This is a genomic window from Ketobacter sp. MCCC 1A13808, assembly GCF_009746715.1.
Classification (GTDB): domain Bacteria; phylum Pseudomonadota; class Gammaproteobacteria; order Pseudomonadales; family Ketobacteraceae; genus Ketobacter.
This window is the reverse complement of the sequence record NZ_VRKW01000015.1, coordinates 13,613-31,413: the sequence shown is the minus strand read 5'-3', so window position 1 is coordinate 31,413 and position 17,801 is coordinate 13,613. Positions and strand designations below refer to the sequence as shown.

The 17,801-nt window shown below is 50.9% G+C and carries 15 protein-coding genes and 1 pseudogene; 7 read left to right on the top strand and 9 right to left on the bottom strand.

Features of this window, described 5'->3' with window-relative positions:
- Window positions 1-194 precede the first annotated feature (194 nt).
- A complete protein-coding gene (locus FT643_RS19625; RefSeq protein ID WP_156873114.1) occupies window positions 195-377 on the bottom strand; it encodes a hypothetical protein in 183 nt (60 codons plus the stop codon).
- 22 nt (window positions 378-399) lie between these two features.
- Window positions 400-1,119, bottom strand: a complete 720-nt coding sequence (locus tag FT643_RS19620) for a DNA-binding protein (protein ID WP_156873113.1) — start codon at window positions 1,117-1,119, stop codon at window positions 400-402.
- A gap of 297 nt (window positions 1,120-1,416) precedes the next feature.
- Here FT643_RS19620 and FT643_RS19615 point away from each other — a divergent pair, with 297 nt between their 5' ends.
- Complete coding sequence (locus FT643_RS19615) at window positions 1,417-2,274, top strand: site-specific integrase (RefSeq protein WP_198043725.1); 858 nt, start codon at window positions 1,417-1,419, stop codon at window positions 2,272-2,274.
- 245 nt (window positions 2,275-2,519) lie between these two features.
- A pseudogene (locus tag FT643_RS19610) lies at window positions 2,520-2,842 on the top strand (transposase); the annotation flags it as partial.
- A gap of 100 nt (window positions 2,843-2,942) precedes the next feature.
- On the opposite strand, the gene FT643_RS19605 reads toward FT643_RS19610, so the two are convergent.
- The 5 genes from FT643_RS19605 to FT643_RS19585 form a co-directional block, all read right to left on the bottom strand.
- Complete coding sequence (locus tag FT643_RS19605) at window positions 2,943-4,211, bottom strand: cytochrome P450 (RefSeq protein WP_156873112.1); 1,269 nt, start codon at window positions 4,209-4,211, stop codon at window positions 2,943-2,945.
- 749 nt (window positions 4,212-4,960) lie between these two features.
- On the bottom strand, window positions 4,961-6,565 hold the full coding sequence (locus tag FT643_RS19600; RefSeq protein WP_156873111.1) for a flavin-containing monooxygenase: 1,605 nt from the start codon (window positions 6,563-6,565) through the stop codon (window positions 4,961-4,963).
- Window positions 6,562-7,530 (bottom strand): alpha/beta hydrolase, encoded by a 969-nt coding sequence (locus FT643_RS19595; protein ID WP_156873110.1) that lies wholly within the window; start codon window positions 7,528-7,530, stop codon window positions 6,562-6,564. The genes FT643_RS19600 and FT643_RS19595 overlap by 4 nt, the downstream gene beginning before the upstream one ends.
- Before the next feature lie 14 nt (window positions 7,531-7,544).
- Window positions 7,545-8,372 (bottom strand): SDR family NAD(P)-dependent oxidoreductase, encoded by an 828-nt coding sequence (locus FT643_RS19590; protein ID WP_101892378.1) that lies wholly within the window; start codon window positions 8,370-8,372, stop codon window positions 7,545-7,547.
- Between the two features lie 9 nt (window positions 8,373-8,381).
- A complete protein-coding gene (locus FT643_RS19585; RefSeq protein WP_101892379.1) occupies window positions 8,382-9,314 on the bottom strand; it encodes a metal-dependent hydrolase in 933 nt (310 codons plus the stop codon).
- 245 nt (window positions 9,315-9,559) lie between these two features.
- On the opposite strand from FT643_RS19585, the gene FT643_RS19580 reads away from it, so the two are divergent.
- Window positions 9,560-10,162: a TetR/AcrR family transcriptional regulator gene (locus FT643_RS19580; protein WP_317622083.1), complete on the top strand. Its 603-nt coding sequence runs from the start codon at window positions 9,560-9,562 to the stop codon at window positions 10,160-10,162.
- A 12-nt stretch (window positions 10,163-10,174) separates the two neighbouring features.
- Here the strand turns inward: FT643_RS19580 and FT643_RS19575 are convergent, their stop codons facing one another.
- Both FT643_RS19575 and FT643_RS19570 read right to left on the bottom strand, forming a co-directional pair.
- The gene (locus FT643_RS19575) at window positions 10,175-13,225 is read right to left on the bottom strand and encodes an efflux RND transporter permease subunit (protein ID WP_156873109.1); all 3,051 of its coding nucleotides are present in this window, start codon (window positions 13,223-13,225) and stop codon (window positions 10,175-10,177) included.
- Entirely contained in the window at window positions 13,222-14,163 is a 942-nt protein-coding gene (locus FT643_RS19570; protein ID WP_198043724.1) for an efflux RND transporter periplasmic adaptor subunit, read from the bottom strand. The genes FT643_RS19575 and FT643_RS19570 overlap by 4 nt, the downstream gene beginning before the upstream one ends.
- Before the next feature lie 807 nt (window positions 14,164-14,970).
- Here FT643_RS19570 and FT643_RS19565 point away from each other — a divergent pair.
- The 4 genes from FT643_RS19565 to FT643_RS19550 are packed head-to-tail and all read left to right on the top strand — an operon-like array spanning window position 14,971 to window position 17,787.
- Window positions 14,971-15,840 (top strand): metal-dependent hydrolase, encoded by an 870-nt coding sequence (locus FT643_RS19565; RefSeq protein WP_156873107.1) that lies wholly within the window; start codon window positions 14,971-14,973, stop codon window positions 15,838-15,840.
- 21 nt (window positions 15,841-15,861) lie between these two features.
- Window positions 15,862-16,830: a BtrH N-terminal domain-containing protein gene (locus FT643_RS19560; protein WP_156873163.1), complete on the top strand. Its 969-nt coding sequence runs from the start codon at window positions 15,862-15,864 to the stop codon at window positions 16,828-16,830.
- Window positions 16,831-16,884: 54 nt separating this feature from the next.
- The gene (locus FT643_RS19555; RefSeq protein ID WP_198043723.1) at window positions 16,885-17,361 is read left to right on the top strand and encodes a PaaI family thioesterase; all 477 of its coding nucleotides are present in this window, start codon (window positions 16,885-16,887) and stop codon (window positions 17,359-17,361) included.
- Window positions 17,362-17,364: 3 nt separating this feature from the next.
- On the top strand, window positions 17,365-17,787 hold the full coding sequence (locus tag FT643_RS19550) for a PaaI family thioesterase (protein ID WP_232340354.1): 423 nt from the start codon (window positions 17,365-17,367) through the stop codon (window positions 17,785-17,787).
- Window positions 17,788-17,801 lie beyond the last annotated feature (14 nt).

Genomic DNA, 17,801 nt, shown 5'->3' with positions numbered 1-17,801 from the left:
TGGCTAAATGTTTGCGTAGTGATGGCGAATAGGAGTCAGACCCTACAGGCTGATCGTCTGTTTTAAATGCCCAGCTTGTATTCAGCTCTCTCCAAAGGGAAGGGCCGCTTTTCGCCCTTTTGCAGTCGACCGGGTTCGATACTTCATCGGATGGAGAGCTTCTCAAGCAGCCCGTTTTTCACCTCCAGCTCCGTCTATAATTTGGCCAGAGTCAGTTCCAGTCCCCTGGCTTTTTCGACTTCGGCGTCATGTGCCTGTAACAACGACTGAAGCCGAGCATCAAGCGCGTTCTTTTCCTCGGTCACGGCAATGAGCTTTGCGTTGGTTTCACTGGCGAGTTCCGCTATCTTGGATTCTTCGCGAAGTTGCTTTTCCAACAACTTCGCCTGCTTCCGCTGTTCACCCACTTCGCCGACCAGGCTGGCATTGTCCCGATTGAGTTGGGTGAGTTCGCTTTGTTTGACGATCAAGGTTTGGTTGAGGTTGCGTAACTCGGCCTGGAGCTGCTGGGCCTGGGTGTCGTGGCGCAGTTGTTCCTGTTGCCGTTGCTCCTGAGAGGACGTGCGGAAGTGTTCTAATGCGTCCCGCGCATCGATGCTTTTCTTCCAACGATGCCCGGTGTTTCTGGTTTTCGTCGAGCTGCTGTTCCAACCCTTTCACTTGCTGCTCGCAGCGTCCAGCCCGTAGTTCCGCATGGTGGAGTCGGTCTTTGGTCTCGTCGTGCGTGACGCTTTCGCGTTCCAGGCGGCTCGTAAGGGCAGCATTGTCAGCACCCAGATCTTTGAGCCGATCCTGCGCAGCGCTGAACTGGACCACCAGCTGGGTTTTCTCGTTCTGCCAGGCATGATTGGCGGCTTCCGCTCGTTGCAGGGCTTCGTCCCGTAACTTGGCAGCCATCCGGACAACCATGTCCTTTAGGGCGTTAGACAATAAAGCTTCATCGCCCAGTTGGGTAGCATCCTCCGCTTTCAACTCCTTCAGATAGCGGTGGATCGTGGTTTTCGAGCCGGTATTGCCCAGTTCGACGCGCACCGCATCCACCGATGGGTTGATACCCCGCGCCAACAGCGTGTCCCGTGCCTGCTGCACATTGAACTTGTTCAAGCCCGCCCGCGCCATCCCGGCCTCCTATTTTAAGATAATATATTACATACCATGTAAGTACATTCTATATAGACGGGTTTGTTCCCGCAATAACCGTACTATACATAGATCGGGTAATGATGATTTATCCTATCGGTTGCCAATTTTTCACGGTAAACTCGGGCGCTACCATTACGAAACCTGGTTTTCCAGCGCCTGAACAGGGGGGCCCCATGCCGACCCGCGCCCAGTACATTGAAGCCGCCACGCGGGACAATAACCCGGCGGAGCTACCGAGCCTCGCTTCGGCATTACGAAGAGGAATGGGGCGGATTGCTGCCCGCGACCGCTGACAGCATCAGTCGCTACCTGACCGATCATGCGGATACATTGTCCGTCAACACCCTCAAGCAGCGTCTGGCGGCGCTGGCTAAATGGCATAACGATCAAGGCTTCCCTGATCCCACCAAGGCACCACTGGTGAAGACCATACTTAAGGGCATTCGGCGCCTGCACCCCGCCGTTGAGAAACAGGCCAAACCTTTGCAGCTTGAGCAGTTGGAGATTGTCGATAGGTGGCTGCGTCACCAGGCGGAGAATTCAGAAAACGATGCGGTGATGCAGTTGCGGTATTTCCGAGATCGGGCACTGCTGTTACTGGGTTTCTGGCGGGGCTTTCGCAGCGATGAGCTGTGTCGCTTGCGGATTGAACATGTCGAGCTGACACCAGGTGAAGGTTTGACGCTCTTTCTCCCATCCAGTAAAGGCGATAGGGACAACCTGGGTCGCACCTTTCGAGCACCAGCATTACGAGCGCTGTGTCCGGTGGAAGCAGTCAATACCTGGCTGACAAAGATCGACAAAACTGAGGGGCCAATGTTTCCGCGTCTCGACCGCTGGGGGCGCTTGTCAGAAGTTCCAATGAATCCCGGTAGCATCAATAAATGGCTGCGCGAGTTGCTTTCCAGGGCAGGGTTACCGGAATACGAGCAGTACAGCAGCCATTCGCTCCGCCGCGGATTTGCCGGATGGGCCAATACTAATCAATGGGATGTGAAAACGTTGATGCAGTATGTTGGATGGCGCGACGTGCAATCAGCGTTACGCTATATCGATGGCACCGATCCGTTTGCGGCATTTCGTGCCACCACGTCAACGATCGGTATTCTCGACACGGATTTAGAAAAGTGAAATCGAGCTAGAGGCCGCCGCAACAGAGCTATAGGGGTTCTGTGGTATATTTTGCGGCTAAGTACCTAGAACCCCTCTATCTGGATTCTTCTGTACTTTTAGAGAACGAATTCTACAGGTAAAATTAAAGCCCTACTCTTTGAAAACTGTCGCAAGATTCTTCATGGACAAAGGTACAACTATACTGCACCAGGATGAGCATTGTGGATTACTCTATCCAAACGGTAGTAAATATTACTACGGAATTAAAGTCCTGGCGCAGCAAATGACACACGTTGTCGGCCTACTTCAAATATCCGGATTATGTGCAGAAAGCGATCTATACCACCAATGCGGTCGAGGCCTTTCATCGCCAGTTCCGTAAGCTCACAAAAACCAAAGGTGGCTTCGCCAATGAAAACAGCTTACTGAAGCTGCTGTATGCCGGTATACTGAAAGCCACTGAGCGCTGGACCCATCCGATTCAGAACTAGAATCTGACGGGTTCGTCTAGACGTTGTCGCAACTGACGATCCACTTCCCGGAACGGCTAGAAGAATACATCAGCTTACTAAAGCCACTAGGCTGACACAGAATTTTGAACACCCTCACGGAAACCATTATTTCTCTCCAGAATTTTCCGATTCAATACCGAATGTGATTTTTATTTTCAACAGGCTGTTAGTCTATTAAGCTGGAATAAGGCGTACTGGTAGATCTGAATACCCTTTAATGAGGTTTGAATAAACTCGTTGAGGTTCACCCATTACTTCGATTTTATGGAAGCGTTTAAGTATCTCCTCCCATACGATTCTAAGTTGCATTTCAGCAAGGCGATTGCCCATACAGCGATGTATGCCAAAACCAAATGAAAGATGGTACCTCGGATTTTTCCTGTCGATGATAAATTCATAAGGCTTGTCAATTGCTTCTTCATCCCGATTTCCTGAGACAAACCAGAGAATCACTTTGTCGCCCCTGTGAATTTGCTTTCCACCGAGAATGGTGTCCTTCGTGGCCGTCCTTCGCATGTGCGTTAGGGGAGTTTGGTACCTGATAATTTCTGGTACCATTGTATTAACAAGGCCATGGTTTTCACGAAGTTTATCGTATTCCTTCGGGTTTTCATTAAGGAATAGAACACTTCCCGAAACTGAATTTCTAGTAGTGTCGTTGCCGCCGACAATCAGTAGTATTAGGTTACCCAGAAATTCCATCGGGTTTTCCTCCGCCATGCGGCTGGTTTCTTCAGCGTGTGCCAGCATGGAGATAAGCGAGGTTTCGGGTGGGGAGTTCTTTTTTTTCTGCCATAGGTTAAAAAAAGCAGGCACACATTCTTCCATCAGGATTTTCCTGGATTCTTCATACGAAGAAACGATCGACATAGGGCCTGGAACAGCGGTTGCCACATCGGACCAATAGGTTAGTTTTCGACGATGCTCTTGGGGAAAATCGAGTATGGTGGCCAACATTTGTCCCGTCAGCTCAATTGAAACTTTGTCTACCCAGTCAATGGTTTCGTAAATTGGTAGATCATCTAGTATATTACATACGCGCTCGCGTATCAGGCTCTCCATACCCGCAAGGTTACGTGGATCGACTGCACCCTGCACTGTGCGTCGCTGCACACCGTGCTTGGGCTCGTCCATCGCAATAAACATTGGTACGTTAAAATCCTCATTGGGATCCAAGAATGCGATTGTGGGTTCTGAAGAGTAAATATCAGGTTTATTCTCAACTTCCACAATATCTTTGAATTTGGTAACTGACCAAAAGGGACCAAACTTGGAATCCTTGCAATAATGTATCGGATCTTCTTGTCTCATTCGATCAAAGAAACTCCAAAACGTATTATTTTGAAAGGGTTCCCGTTGGCTCATGTCATAATCTTCTAGAGGAATGTCATAGGGACCAATTCCATCCATATGGCGGTATTTTTTTTTAGCAGCTTGATTCATTGTGCGTACTCACTGGCAATAAACAATCCAGATGGTATTTGGTCGCACAAACAAATGTCAAGCAAGTGTGTTTTTGCTATTATCAGCACCACAATAAGAGACGTTGTTACAGTCACACTAAATCAGGATCTACTGATTCGGCATAGCTGCTCAACTAAAACCTGCAGCCGGGCCAAAGTTATCTTCCGGTCTACGTTGCTCAAAGTAATTTATTTCTCCTAGAGGTTCTAGGGATTTTCCGTCCAAAAACGACAAAGTACCCTATAAGCCTCGCCATCCGTGGCCTCCAGAGGATATTGCTTTTTTCGAGATTCCTATTTTTACCCTAATTGAGCAAAAGGGAAGTTGGGCCATCAATAGTATTAAAAATAACAAAAGCATTGAGGTTTATGCGACTGTAATACTAAACTTCCTTCACAGAAATAATGGCAAGAGCAGAGTGGTCAATTTCGCCGATGTCCTTTTCTTCTGTACCTGCTGGAAAAAGCTACGCAGTTCATGGCGTCAATAAAGTCACAATAAATTCAAGTAGGACGCTGGCTCTAGGTATCGCAGGCCTTACGCAAGATCATAGTTATACTCAGAAGATTGAGCATAGTAAAAAATCGATGTCGCGTTACAAGCGATTCGAAAGCACATCGAAGGTTTTGTGCCTATCTACGATCGCGGCAAAATTAAGAAAATTGTCCCAGTTTAGGGCTAATGAGGGGAAGGCTCCCCATTAGGTAGATATTTTCGGTTCCAGCCGCTCAAAATGCGGTTAGTTCCAGCTTACCCTTCACCGAGTCGGCCTCAGGCTGGGTCACGTCTTGTTGATCGTCACCTCCACTGAATTTGTAGTGTGTCATCGGCAAGTGCTTCGCACGCCAAAGCATCTCCAGCGAAGTTGAGGGTCGCAGCATGGGTGCATCACCGTGGCGGTCAAAGTAATAGCTGTTCGAGGTAGCACAGTTGTGGTTCAGGAAAACAGTCCCCTGCTGGCGCTTCTGTATGTCCTGGAAGTAACTATCATGCGCCTCTTGCCGAACCTCGACTCGCGTTGCTGCGCGCCTTCGGGACTCACGAATACACCTCGACAGGTGAATTGCGTTACCCTCCACCATTTTGAAATAAGACGTACCGATCAGGGCGTAAGGGCCGAGCATGATGTAGAAGTTCGGATAGCCCGGTATGGTCAATCCCTCGTAGGCTTGGTAGCGATTGTCATGCCAGAACTGTCCAAGGTCGGTGCCGTTGCTCCCGATCAGTTCGAAGGAGGGGATATTGCCTTTCTCGAATGTCTTGTAGCCGGTGGCGAGCACAAGTACGTCAATGGGGCGTGACTTGCCGTCGTTAGTGGTAATTCCCCTGCGGGTGATGTGTCGAATCGGTGTTGTCACCAGCTCGACGTTGTCCTGCGCGAAGGTTTTGAAATACTCGTTGGAGAAGGTGGGGCGCTTGCAGCCAAAGCCATAGGCAGGGCTGAGCTTCTCCCAGAGATCCTGCCGATCAGGAAGTTGTTCGTACATGTTTTGGAGGGCAGCCTTCTCACAGGCACGCACGATCCAGGGAGCTTGGCGGTAGTAGATTGCGGACAATACCATCAGGGTTTCGCTGGAAGCGTCCGTTACACTGCGAATACCTTGCTGTAAAGCAGGTGAGGCGCGAAATAGGGTTTTTAGCCAGCCCGGCAAGGTTCGATCCGGCTTTTTTAGCACCCAGATAGGTGTTCGTTGGTAAACATCAAGTTGGCGGACCTGTCGAGCAATTTCTGGCACCAGTTGCACGGCGGTAGCTCCGGTGCCGATGACCGCGACACGCTTGCCCTTCAGGTCGATGCCCTTTGGCCAGCGGGCGGTATGGATGATATCGCCTTCGAAGTTGTCGAGACCCTCGATGTCGGGTAGTTTGGGCGAGATCAGCCCCCCCCCTGCGGAAACCAGATGTCGTGCCCGCAGGGTTTTGCCCTGCTTTAATGTCAGCACCCATAGGTCATTGTGCTTATCGAATCTGGCCTGTTGCACTTCGACGCCAAAGCGGATGTGCGGGTAGATCCCATATTTGCTCGCTACCCGGCGAGTGTATTGATAAAGTTCGCTGCCCGGCGCGAATACCCGCGACCAGTTGGGGTTCTGTTCGAATGAGAATGAGTAAGTGAACGAGGTGATATCCACGGCAATTCCCGGATATCGATTGTCACGCCAGGTGCCACCAACATCAATGCTGCGCTCAAGGATAAGGATGTCGTCAATACCGTCCGCTTTGAGTTGTACAGCGGTGCCAATGCCAGAGATCCCTGCGCCTACGATGATGACTTCGTGGTCAGGGCGCGCCGAATGCATCGATTCCTCAGGTGCAAAGGCAGTCATGTTCATGCGACGGTCTCCTGTACGTTGGAGCAAGCCGGAATGTCGTTACCAAAATCGTGGCGATTTTGAGCTTTAACCGGGGCACTGCGTAACTGCGTTTGTACGAAGTTGATCAGCCGTTCGGTGTCTTTTCGTGCTTCCGGCAGCAGTAGCCGCAAGATCGGCCAGACATGCGGCATGTCTGGTCGCGATAGCAGTTTCACTGGCACGCCTGCCTGGCGTGCGCGTTCGGCCACGGCATAGGCATCATCGCGCAAGCATTCCTCCTCGCTCACCGTCAGCATCAATGGTGGTAGCTGTCGGTAATCGCCACGGCACGGGGAAGCGTAGGGGTGCAGCGGATCGGCGCCCTGCAGATAGAGCTTTGTGGCACCATCGATCATTGCTTGGGAAAGCATCGGATCGGAGTCGTTGTTGGCTTGCCGGGACATCAACTCGCCGGTGGCATCGGCACCTGGAGAGATGGCGATGGCACATACCGGCATCGGAAGTCCCTCGTCGCGGGCGCGCAGAAGTGTCACCAGCGTCAGATTACCACCGGCAGAGTCACCGGCCACGACCAATGGCCGAGAGTCATCAATCAATTCACGGTACACGCTCAAGGCATCGTCCGGTGCGGCCGGATAGGGATGCTCCGGGGCTAGCCGGTAATCGGCAAGAAAAATACGCGCGTTCAGCGCCTGGGCCAGCCTGCCACAAAAATTGTGGTAGGTGTCGAGGCGGCCACCGACAAAAGCACCACCGTGCAGGAAAAGCAGCGTTACGGTCGGAGTGGCGGTGGTCAGCCACTGTCCTGGGATATCGGCGACACGCGCATACCTAAGGCTAACACCGCTTGGCAGCAGTGAGGGTAACAAAGGCGCATTCATAACCTTACGCAAATGACGAACCAGATGTTCGGGATCCAGAATATCGCGTTTCATCATAACGCGGAAAAGGGGCTTAATAATTTTTGCAGGAAGGGATGCCATTAGTGTCTCCTAATTCAGTCGGCCAGCAGGCGATAGGTCTCACCCACGATACGGGTGTACAAGCGAGGCATGAGGCGTTTGAAACGCCAAGCCATGAGGCCATCAATTTGCGGCAGCATATAAAGTTCCCCTCGATCCAGCGCATCGAGTGTTTGTCGGGCGACCTTGTCGGCTGTGGTCAGGGCGAAGCGGGTCATGGCGGCACGGGCAAACTCTCGGCGCTTTTCCGGCAGTTTGCCATCATTGACGATGTTGGTGGGTACCACTGTAGGACACAGTGCTGTGACGTTTACGCCAGTGCCAGCCAGCTCGGCGGCCAGTGTTTCCGACAGCGCCAGTACACCTGCCTTGGTGACGTTGTAGGTGCTCATCTCCGGCGCAGCGCCAAATGCGGCGGCGGAAGCGACATTAATGATGCCGCCATAGCCGAGATCCCGCAGTTTCGGCGCAAAGAAATGGCAGCCGTGAATGACACCCCAAAGGTTGACGTTCATGCACCAGCGCCAGTCGTCCAAGAGCACCTCACCGATGGGACCCCCCAGGCCCACGCCGGCATTGTTGATTACCAGCGTCACCGGACGGCCGAGTAGTTTCTCGGCTTCATCGCTGAGGGCGGCCATCTCTTTTGCATCGCCGACGTCACAGCGATGGGGAATGGCCTTACTTCCTAGCGCCTGTATGCTGGCGGCGACCTGTTCGGCTCGTGCCTCATTGATGTCTGAGCAGATCACCACACCTCCACGGCGCGCCAATTCATACGCAAAGCTACGGCCAATACCGCTGCCAGCTCCAGTGACAACAGCGGCTGCGTTGCGGGAAGGTGGTAAAGGTTGCTTCGTCATAAGAACTCCTCAGGCGGGTTGCGCCACTGGATGTAGACCGTCGCCTATCCGAGGGCCGGACTGGTGCTTCCGTACCGCCTCGAACGCCTTGTGGGTGTCGCCGGTTTTTTCGTAAACACGCTTCCAGACCTTGATGATCTCACGATTGTCATCATCCCAAGGGTGGAAGGTGGGGGAGAAGTAGGGAAAGATGCCTGCCAGCACTTTGGACAGAATGCCTGGTTTAAGGAACAGAATCCTGGTCATAGAGGCCGCTGAACGCAGGTTGAGGATCTGCTTGTCCTTATAGAGCAAGAATGCCTGATTACCGAGCATGAGGGGAAAACCAAGAGCGATAGCCAGAAGCATGCCGCTGGTGCGCAGTCGATAACTACGCAGGCCGCCACCGCTTGCGTCGACGAACACATCAAAGCTTACACTCTTGTGTTCAGTTTCCTCAACGAAGTGCCAGTACAGCATGGCACGTAATTCAGGGTGTGTTTCATCGAATAGCTCCGGGTGCTCCAGCATCACCGCGGAAATGATAGCAGTGAAATGCTCGAACGCCGCCGCAATAGAGCTTTGCATGTCATCGCTCAGGCGATGCTGGAGCTCCTTGCGAATGTGCTTGAAGATCCCCTCGACCTTGTCGATAGGGACGCCCTGTTGCACGCATATGGCGTTCATCTCGTCATGCTCACGGGCATGGATGCGCTCCTGGCGGATGAACTCCAGCGCGGCCTTGCGCACTTCCGGGTCGCGCAATTTATCGAGCTGACGCCGTGCTGAATTCATTACCCAGCGCTCACCATCCGGCACTGCGGCCAGAATGGCATTCATCCAATGCGTACACCAGGGGTCTTTGTTAAACCAGTGGCGCGCGACCGTCTCACGGTTCATTGGGAAATGGATGTCGCGCGTTACAACTTCGTCATAACCGATCTTTCGACTTGCCAGCGCCATTTGTCTGTTCTCCTAGTAGATTTCTTCATGCTATTTGTTTGGACAACCAACCATATTATGTGTCTTGGTGACCTAATGGTCAAGCAGGTGTTAAACAAAAGGGTGGAAGATGTATGTATTTGGCACAAAAGAAGGATCGCTTTGAGAGTTGCTGATCAAGTCGGAGCTGGGTTGTAGAATTGAAAAAGGTGCGCCACGGAAACATATCGACTAATATCATCGACTTGCATACGCAGGAGGATTAAGTGAAAAAGAAAAATGAACCCCAGCAAGTAAAAGTGTCTGACCGCGACTTTGTGTTAAATTCAGCCGCTCGGCTGTTTCGAGAGCAGGGCTATGATCGGACGACGGTGAAAGAAATTGCCGAAGCATGCAATTTACTGCCCGGAAGCCTTCATTATCGCTATAAAGCCAAGGAAGACATTCTTGTTGATTTGATGCGACTGGGCTTGGAGCATGCTTCGAGCGCTGTCTACAGAGCGGTGACAAGCGTAACAGATCCTGTAGAGCAATTACGGCTAGGCATAAATTCGCACCTGGAATTAGTAGTCAGTGGCTCGGATTTGGTCTACGTGCTGCTGTTCGAATGGCGCTCCTTGCGCGGTGAAGCACGAGCGGAAATGATCGAACTGCGTGACCGCTACGAGGCATTATGGGGCGCTATGCTTAGGTCTCTTGCAGATGTAGGGGTGCTACGTGAGGACGTTGATCAGGATTTGCTGCGCCTTATTGGTCTTGGAGCACTCAACTGGGTAGCAACTTGGTTTCGTGAAGATGGTCGCTATTCGCTTGAGGAGATAGGTGATTTCGTCTGGCGAGTGATTCGCGACGCGGTGCTTAAGGATTAGGTGCATAGTTCCTCATCTACTTTCCAAACGAAACGCCAATGCGTAAAGCGCTGGCACGAACAAAAGCGTAATGGCGGTGCCTAAAATGACACCACCAATCAGAACATACGCCATCGGCCCCCAGAAAATATCGGTCGTCAAAGGGATGAACGCAAGCGCAGCAGCCAAAGCGGTTAGCACCACCGGTCTTGCGCGTCTGACAGCCGCCTCGACGACCGCATCTGACGGCAGCATGCCATCCTCAAGGTTATCTCTGACCTGCTGAGTTAGAATTAAAGTATTGCGCATTAATATGCCTGCCAATCCGATCAGCCCAAGTAAGGCGACAAATCCGAAAGGCTGCTTGAAAACCAGCAGTGCTACGACAGAGCCAATGACGCCCAAGGGTGCTGTTAAAAGCACTATCACAACACCAGGAAAACTTCGCATTTGCAGCACCACGCAAGTTACCATCAGGGCAATCATCAGTGGGAAAACCTGATTTATAGAGTCCTCTGCTTCTTGTGAACGTTCCAGACTACCTGCAATATCAATCCTGTAACCATCAGGGAGCGCTGCATGAATTGATTCCAGATCCGCCCATAATGTTTTGGTGACATCTTGTGGCTGCGCATTCTTTACCTCCCCGCGAACAGCCAGAAAGAGCTCTCGATTGTGGCGTCGAATCATGGCATCTTCGTAAGCAATTTTCACCTCGCCCAGATGTGAAAGTGGTATCTTTTGACCCTGTTCATTGCGGAGCTCATAAATGGGTGGCTCGTTTTGGGCTCGCTTGGCACCCTGGCCGCGAACGTAGACATCAACAGTTCTGATGTCTTGTCTGACCTCAGCTATTGGAACTCCATCTGTTCGATATTGCATTTGTTGAGCAACTGAAAGTGGTGTCAATCCCATTAGTCGAAGGCGCTGTTCATCCATTTCCAGCTTCAATGTCGGTACACGTTGATCCCATTCCAAATGAGGATTGACAACGTGAGGGTTGTGGGACATGACCTCCCTGACTTGGTGGGCCACTTTCCTTAAGGTCGCAGGGTCTTGTCCGATGACACGGAAGCTGACAGGCCAGTCAACTGGCGGCCCGAACAACAGGCGTGTGACACGAATACGCGCCTCGGCAAAAGCACCATTGGCAACATGTTGGTCTAATGCAGCAATAATTCGGTCACGCTCAATCGGCCCCGTCGCTGTTACGATTATTTTAGCAAACGAAGAGTCCGGATGCTCAGGGTTAACCGAGATGAAAAAACGTGGCGCCCCGCCACCTACATAACTGGCGTAATTTTCAACACCTCCCATTGAATCTAATAGTGCCTCAAGGCGCTTGACGGTCGTGTCCGTTGTCGTGACCGATGTACCGGGTGCTAGATTCACATCAATCAAAATTTCGGGCCGATCCGAGCCTGGGAAGAACTGTTTTTCCACCGGCCCCGCCATGCCTGCGACGCTTAGCACCAACATCGCAAAGGTAATGAAGACCACGGTCCGCCGATGGCGAACACACCACGTAATCAAGGCCCGTAGATACTCGTACACCAGGGATGACTTGTAGTGATCGCCCATATTGCCGGGTTTCAGCTTGGGTGCAAGCAAAATCTTTACGCCCAAATAAGGTGTAAAAGTAACGGCCACCAACCAACTGATAATGAGTGAAAAAGCCAAAACCCAAAATATATTTCCAGCGTATTCACCTACCCCAGATTTGGCAAATCCAATCGGAACAAAGCCGAACATGGTAACCAGAGTGCCGAAAAGCATAGGCGAAGCTGTCGCATTCCAAGCATGAGTGGCGGCGCTTACTTTACTCCAACCTTCTTCCAGCTTTACCAACATCATTTCAATCGCAATGATGGCATCATCGACCAATAAACCCAACGCGATGATTAGTGCCCCTAAGGTAATACGATCCAGATTTATATTGGCGGCTTTCATCAGCACAAACGTTAACCCAAGGGTGATCGGAACTGCGATACCCACGATCAAACCGGCGCGCAGCCCTAATGATAAAAATCCAATGCTCATCACCACGATTACGGCCACCAAAAACTTCACCTGGAACAAATTAACTGCCGCTTTAATGGCATCCGTCTGATTGGTGATTTGATCCAGTTCCATACCCAAGGGAAGCTCAGCTCTCGTTTTGCTTAGAAACGCGTCAAGGCGTTCACCAAATACTAATCCGTTTTCACCCTTGCCCATGACTACGCCGACAAGTATTGCATCTTCTCCATTGACTCGAGCAAAATACGACGGTGGTTCCTCGTAACCTTGGGTAATGACGGCAATATCTCCCAGCCGGATTAGATGGTCACCGGCACGGATAGGGACCTGTGCCAATCGCTGAGGATCAGACAGATCTGAATCGAGCCGAAACCTTAGGCGCGGACCAGTCGTGTCGATCTGACCGGCGGGGATAAGCGTATTGTATGCTCTTATCGCCTCGAATACGGCTTGGGATGAGATGCCGCTGTTAGTCATAACAACATTGTCTAAATCGACATAGACTCTCTCTTCGCGCTCGGCGATCAAATCGGCTTTGCGGGTACCGGGAATGAGTTGTAATTCATCTCGGAGCCGCTCGGCGTAACGTGTTAATTTTCGCACCGGAAGGCCGGGCGCAGAAAGGCTAAATAGGCTGAAATACACATCGGAAAAGTCATCATTGACGATGGGCCCTACAACCCCTTCAGGCAAATGTGAGGATAGATCCAACATGCGCTTTCTAACCTGAAACTGTAGTTCCGGCATTTTTTCCTGTGGTGTATAACTATGAAATTGGACTTGGATATCAGCCCGGCCTGCCTGGACCGTCGTTTTGATTTCGTCAAGATACTCAATTCTCTGGATGCTCTTCTCGATTGGGTGAACCACTTGCTGTTCGATCTCTGCAGGAGTGGCACCAGGCCAGACTGCGGAAACCATCAACATTTGCAGAGTAATAGAAGGGTCTTCCGCACGTCCCAATGAGGCAAAAGCATAAGCCCCTGCGAACACGGATAAAATCAGGAAATACAGCGTAACTGATCGCTCTCGTACTGCAAGTGCCGATAGATTAGGAAAGCTCATTGTGCGTATTCTTTAACAGGCATCCCTGGTACTAGCAGATGAGTACCTAAGGCGATAACTCGATCACCAGTCTTAAGGTCTTGCCCATGAATTTGAGCTGAGATAGGCGTAACCCCAACCACCGCAACGGTCTGGGGTTGGGCCTGTTGATCCACAATTTGCCAGATCTGGGTATCACTTCCTCGCTCATCCAGAGCCGACAGTGGAACTGAATAGACCTGTGTGGGAGAATCAGGGACCACCATGCGGACCCTGACCAGCATACCCAACTTTAACTCGCTACCAGAGGACTCAATCTGATAACGAGAACGCCAGGTTCTGCTGTATTCGTTAGCGGCGCCAGCGGTTTCACGAAGCTTTAGTGGTATGCGGGCATCATCGATATAGGCCAGCGCTTCTGTCGGCGGAAAAACGCTCCTGGCTAGGAAAACTTCGATCTCTAACTCGCGAGTATCAGCCAATATTCCTAGGGGTTGACCAGTCGTTACCACTTGCCCCGGCATCCCTGTGACATTCACCAAGATGCCTGGCCTTGTGGCGGTTAGGGACGTATGCTGAAGCGCAATTTCTGCTTGTCGAAGTCTAGCCTGGGCAGCCTCTTTTCGCGCTTGCGCTGCACGTTTGGACAATAAGGACGCTTCAAATATACTTTGGCTAATACTGTTCTGTTCGATCAAGCGGCTGTCCCGAGCGAGTTTGGATTCCGCGTGTATCAATTCAGCTTCAGCAGCTGTCAATTGGGCCTTTGCAGCCTCCAGGCTTTGTTCAAATTCCCTTGCGTCCAACAAGAATAATGGCTCGCCGGTTGCTACAATTTGACCGGAGTCCACATACCGCTTCAGAATTCGGCCACTTACTTGAAAGGCTATAGCAACCTCTGTACGCGCCTCTACTGTGCCTGTAATACCTTGAGGCACGGTCGTAGAATGCTCTGACACTACCGCAGTGTATACTGGATGGGGTCTGTTCAGTACAGTATCTAAGTGAGACGATTCCTGACAGCCATACAGTGTTAATAACGTAAGAAAGAGAGCTAGACGCATGAAGAGTAAAACCCCGGCAATTAATGAACGTAAGCGTACACATAGCATAACGGGCCATGGTAAGCAGAGAAAACACACACAGATAGCCGTGCCGCCATGAATGCGTTAATAATTGCAAATCATCCTGGGAGGTCGATCTGAATAATGCGCATTAACTTTCATGTTTGCCGCTATTGGCAATAAGGTGAAATATCAGACATCGAGGAACAATTAGCGTCCTTAAGCTCTAGCTCTAAGAGGGGGTCCTCCACTAATTGCCGGTTGGTTAAATATACATTATTTGGCTTCGAATCATTTGATTCACTCACAACACTAACAAGAAATACGTTTATCGCTGTTAAGCAGCCCAGAATAGCAATGAACTCAAGCACAATGATCCCCCTTTAAAGATAAACGTAAAGTAGCGCACATCCATAGGTTGGTCAACCACCCAATGTCCGTGCAAAACAAGTCTATAGTGTTGAGGATGAGGAGAAGAAGGGGCAAATAAGCAGACACCTACGCTACAAGGCCACCTGGCTCAAAGCCGTATGTTTTCGTTCAGATGTCCACCCCCGCTGGTCCGTTATGCCGTCGCAGAGTCTGACAGAGGAATTTTGTTTCTTACTAAAATGTCCTGGTATAGTATTGAAGTTTGGTTGGCTAGCCAATAATATACCCTCAAAGGTTAACACCCTGTGAAGGCTTGTACGGAGGCTCTTTATGAACGCGATACCAATAAAACCACGAAAAGTAACCTTTGATGTATCAACTGTTCCACGACATTGGAATGGTGGAGACCCTGTGCTAACTCGTTTCTTTGATGCCCTGTCAGTGCATTTTCCCGAGGGTGAACGGTTTTTTATCCAGTCGGTACGGAATTTCCAGGATCGGGTAAAGGAGCCAGGTTTGCGTGAGGATATTCGCCACTTTATTCGTCAAGAGGGGCAGCATGGTATTGTCCACGATCGCTTCAATGAGGTGATGGTTGGGCAGGGTGTTGATGTTGACAAGATTACCAGCAATCTGCGGCGTTTCATTCGCTCGTCACAAAAGTACTTGCCAGAGAAGTATCAGCTGGCGATGACTGCGGCATTCGAACATTTTACGGCCACTCTGGGCGAGGCAATGCTTAAGGATGAAACTGACATGTTTACCGAAGCAGACCCTGTGATGAGGGCGATGTTTCTCTGGCATGGTGTGGAAGAGGTTGAGCATAAGGCAGTAGCTTACGACGTCTACCAAACGGCGGCGGGCGGCGGTTATCTGTCACGGGTCTCGGCGTTGGTAGTGACCATGCTAATGATTCATCTGGTGGTCGGGCCAGTGTTCGTGAACATGTTGCGTCTAGATGGCGCCATGCGCCAGCCTGGGGTGTTGATGCGTGGGCTGAATCGTCTCTATGGCCGACGCGGTATTCTAACTCGAATGTTGCCTGAATTCTTGGCCTGGTTTCGCCCCGGCTTTCATCCTTGGGATACGGGCATGCCAGAGAAAGTGGCGGCATGGCTGGAAGAGTATGGGGATCATGGCGACCCAATGCGTGCATCCGCTGCCGTTTACGGAAGCTCGCCGATGAGCGAGGCAGCCTGAGTGGATGGCGAAAAGGCGGTTATGACTCACTGCCATAGGCCGGGCAGGCACTGTGGCAGTTCAGCAATACGTGACTTACTTGAGTACCATGGCTTATTGATGAGCGAAGCATGTTGTTTCGGTCTCGGGGCTGGACTCGGTATTACTTACGTGGAGATACCAGGTACCAGCACCCCTTTCATTGTTCATGTGCGCTCAATGGGGTTCGAGGAGAAGGTGTTTAATACCTTAGAGGTTCCTTTTTGTTGGACCAGTTACAGCGACAAGCCGTCCGCCAGCGCTGATTTATATCAGGCATTGCATGAAAATCGGCCTGCATTGCTTTTAACGGATATATATCATCTGCCTTATTTTGGCAGTAGCACGCATTTTCCTGGACATGCCATCGTGGCATGGCACCTCGACGAGGAGCGTAACGAGGTGCTGGTTAGCGATACGGAGCGCCCGGACTTAATTGCTGTTGCGGCGAAGAACCTGGCTGATGCACGTTTCTCGACCGCGCCACCCTTCATTCATCACGGTAACATGTTCGCGCCTCACGCCATTGATTCCAGTGTATCTCCAGAACGTGTGCGGCAAGCAATCTTCGACAATGCCTACGCGTTGGCTAATGGAAACCGTTTTAGCGGGCTTGCGGCTTTGGATACCTGGGTTGATGCGCTACCACGCTGGTCAGCGGACGAAAACTGGCGCTGGTCGTTGCGCTTTGCCTATCAGGTGATCGAAAAGCGCGGTACAGGTGGCGCTGGATTCCGTGCCATGTATGCCGATTTTTTGGAAGAGGCGGGGGAAATGCTCCCCGCTGTAATTCATGCGAATTTAGTAGAATTAATGCGCAGCGCGGCAGCGAGCTGGTCTGGTTTGGCTGAGACTTTGAAACAGGGCTCCGAGTCAATGGTCTTCCCTTTAGTTGAAATAAAGAGCGCCATTAATCATGTAAAGATGCGCGAGTCACATTACGTGAAGTATGCGCTGGATGTCCTGGCCTAAGTCACAGCAAATCCGTAGGTTCTTGGATGCAATTAATTATATAAGAAGTTACCAATGATTGAGGAAGATTCTTTGGCGGCGGATCGTAATATGACCATCGCGGAAACATTTTTTGGAACATCTCATCCCTTGTTCAATGCGTTTGGTGTACAGGTGGAAGAAATCGGCAAGGGGCGAGCAGTGATGAGTCTTGCCTGCCGTCCTGTCCTTTGTAATCGAGTTGAGGGTGTTCATCGCGGAGTGGTGGTCACGTTGCTAGACACCAATTGTGGGCTGGCGATATTTTCGCGACTCGGTGATATGCGCCCGATTGCCACTATTGATCTTCGCGTCGACTTTATCAAGGAAGTGCCTAGCGGGGAGGGTATTTTCAGTGAGGTGGAGTGCTATGCGGTGCAGGGTGATATAGCTTACGTCCGCGGGCGCGCTTACGCGTGCTCTGATCACTCTTTGTTAGCTACGGTGTCAGGCTCCTTTGCTGTTGGTACTCTTGGTCCAGCGTTTGATTCAGCGATGAAAGAAAGGAGCTAAAAAATGGGTGAACCAACTGTGTTTGAAGCTCCACGAATGAATAAAGTGCAGAAAGAGATGCTTGAGAATACCCCTTTTGTGGAGTTTCTGGGGCTTGAATCGGTGGATTCGGATAAAGGTATTGCTTATCAATTGTCTTTCCGCGAGGAGCATATCGGCAATACACTGCTACGCACTTTTCACGGAGGCATTCTTGCTAGTTTTGGGGAAATCACAGCAGCCCTTTATCTGGTGCAATCGCTTGATCTGGATAAAGAACCTTCATGTAACAGTATGACCTTTGATTATCTCCGTCCCGCGTTTGCTGGGAGCATTCGTGCCGAGCCTCGCCTTATTCGTGCCGGCAGACGTTTTATCGTTGTTTCTGTCGATATCTATCTGGACAAGAAACTTGTCTCGATTGGACGTTTTATCTACACCCGTTAATATAAGGAGCTTAT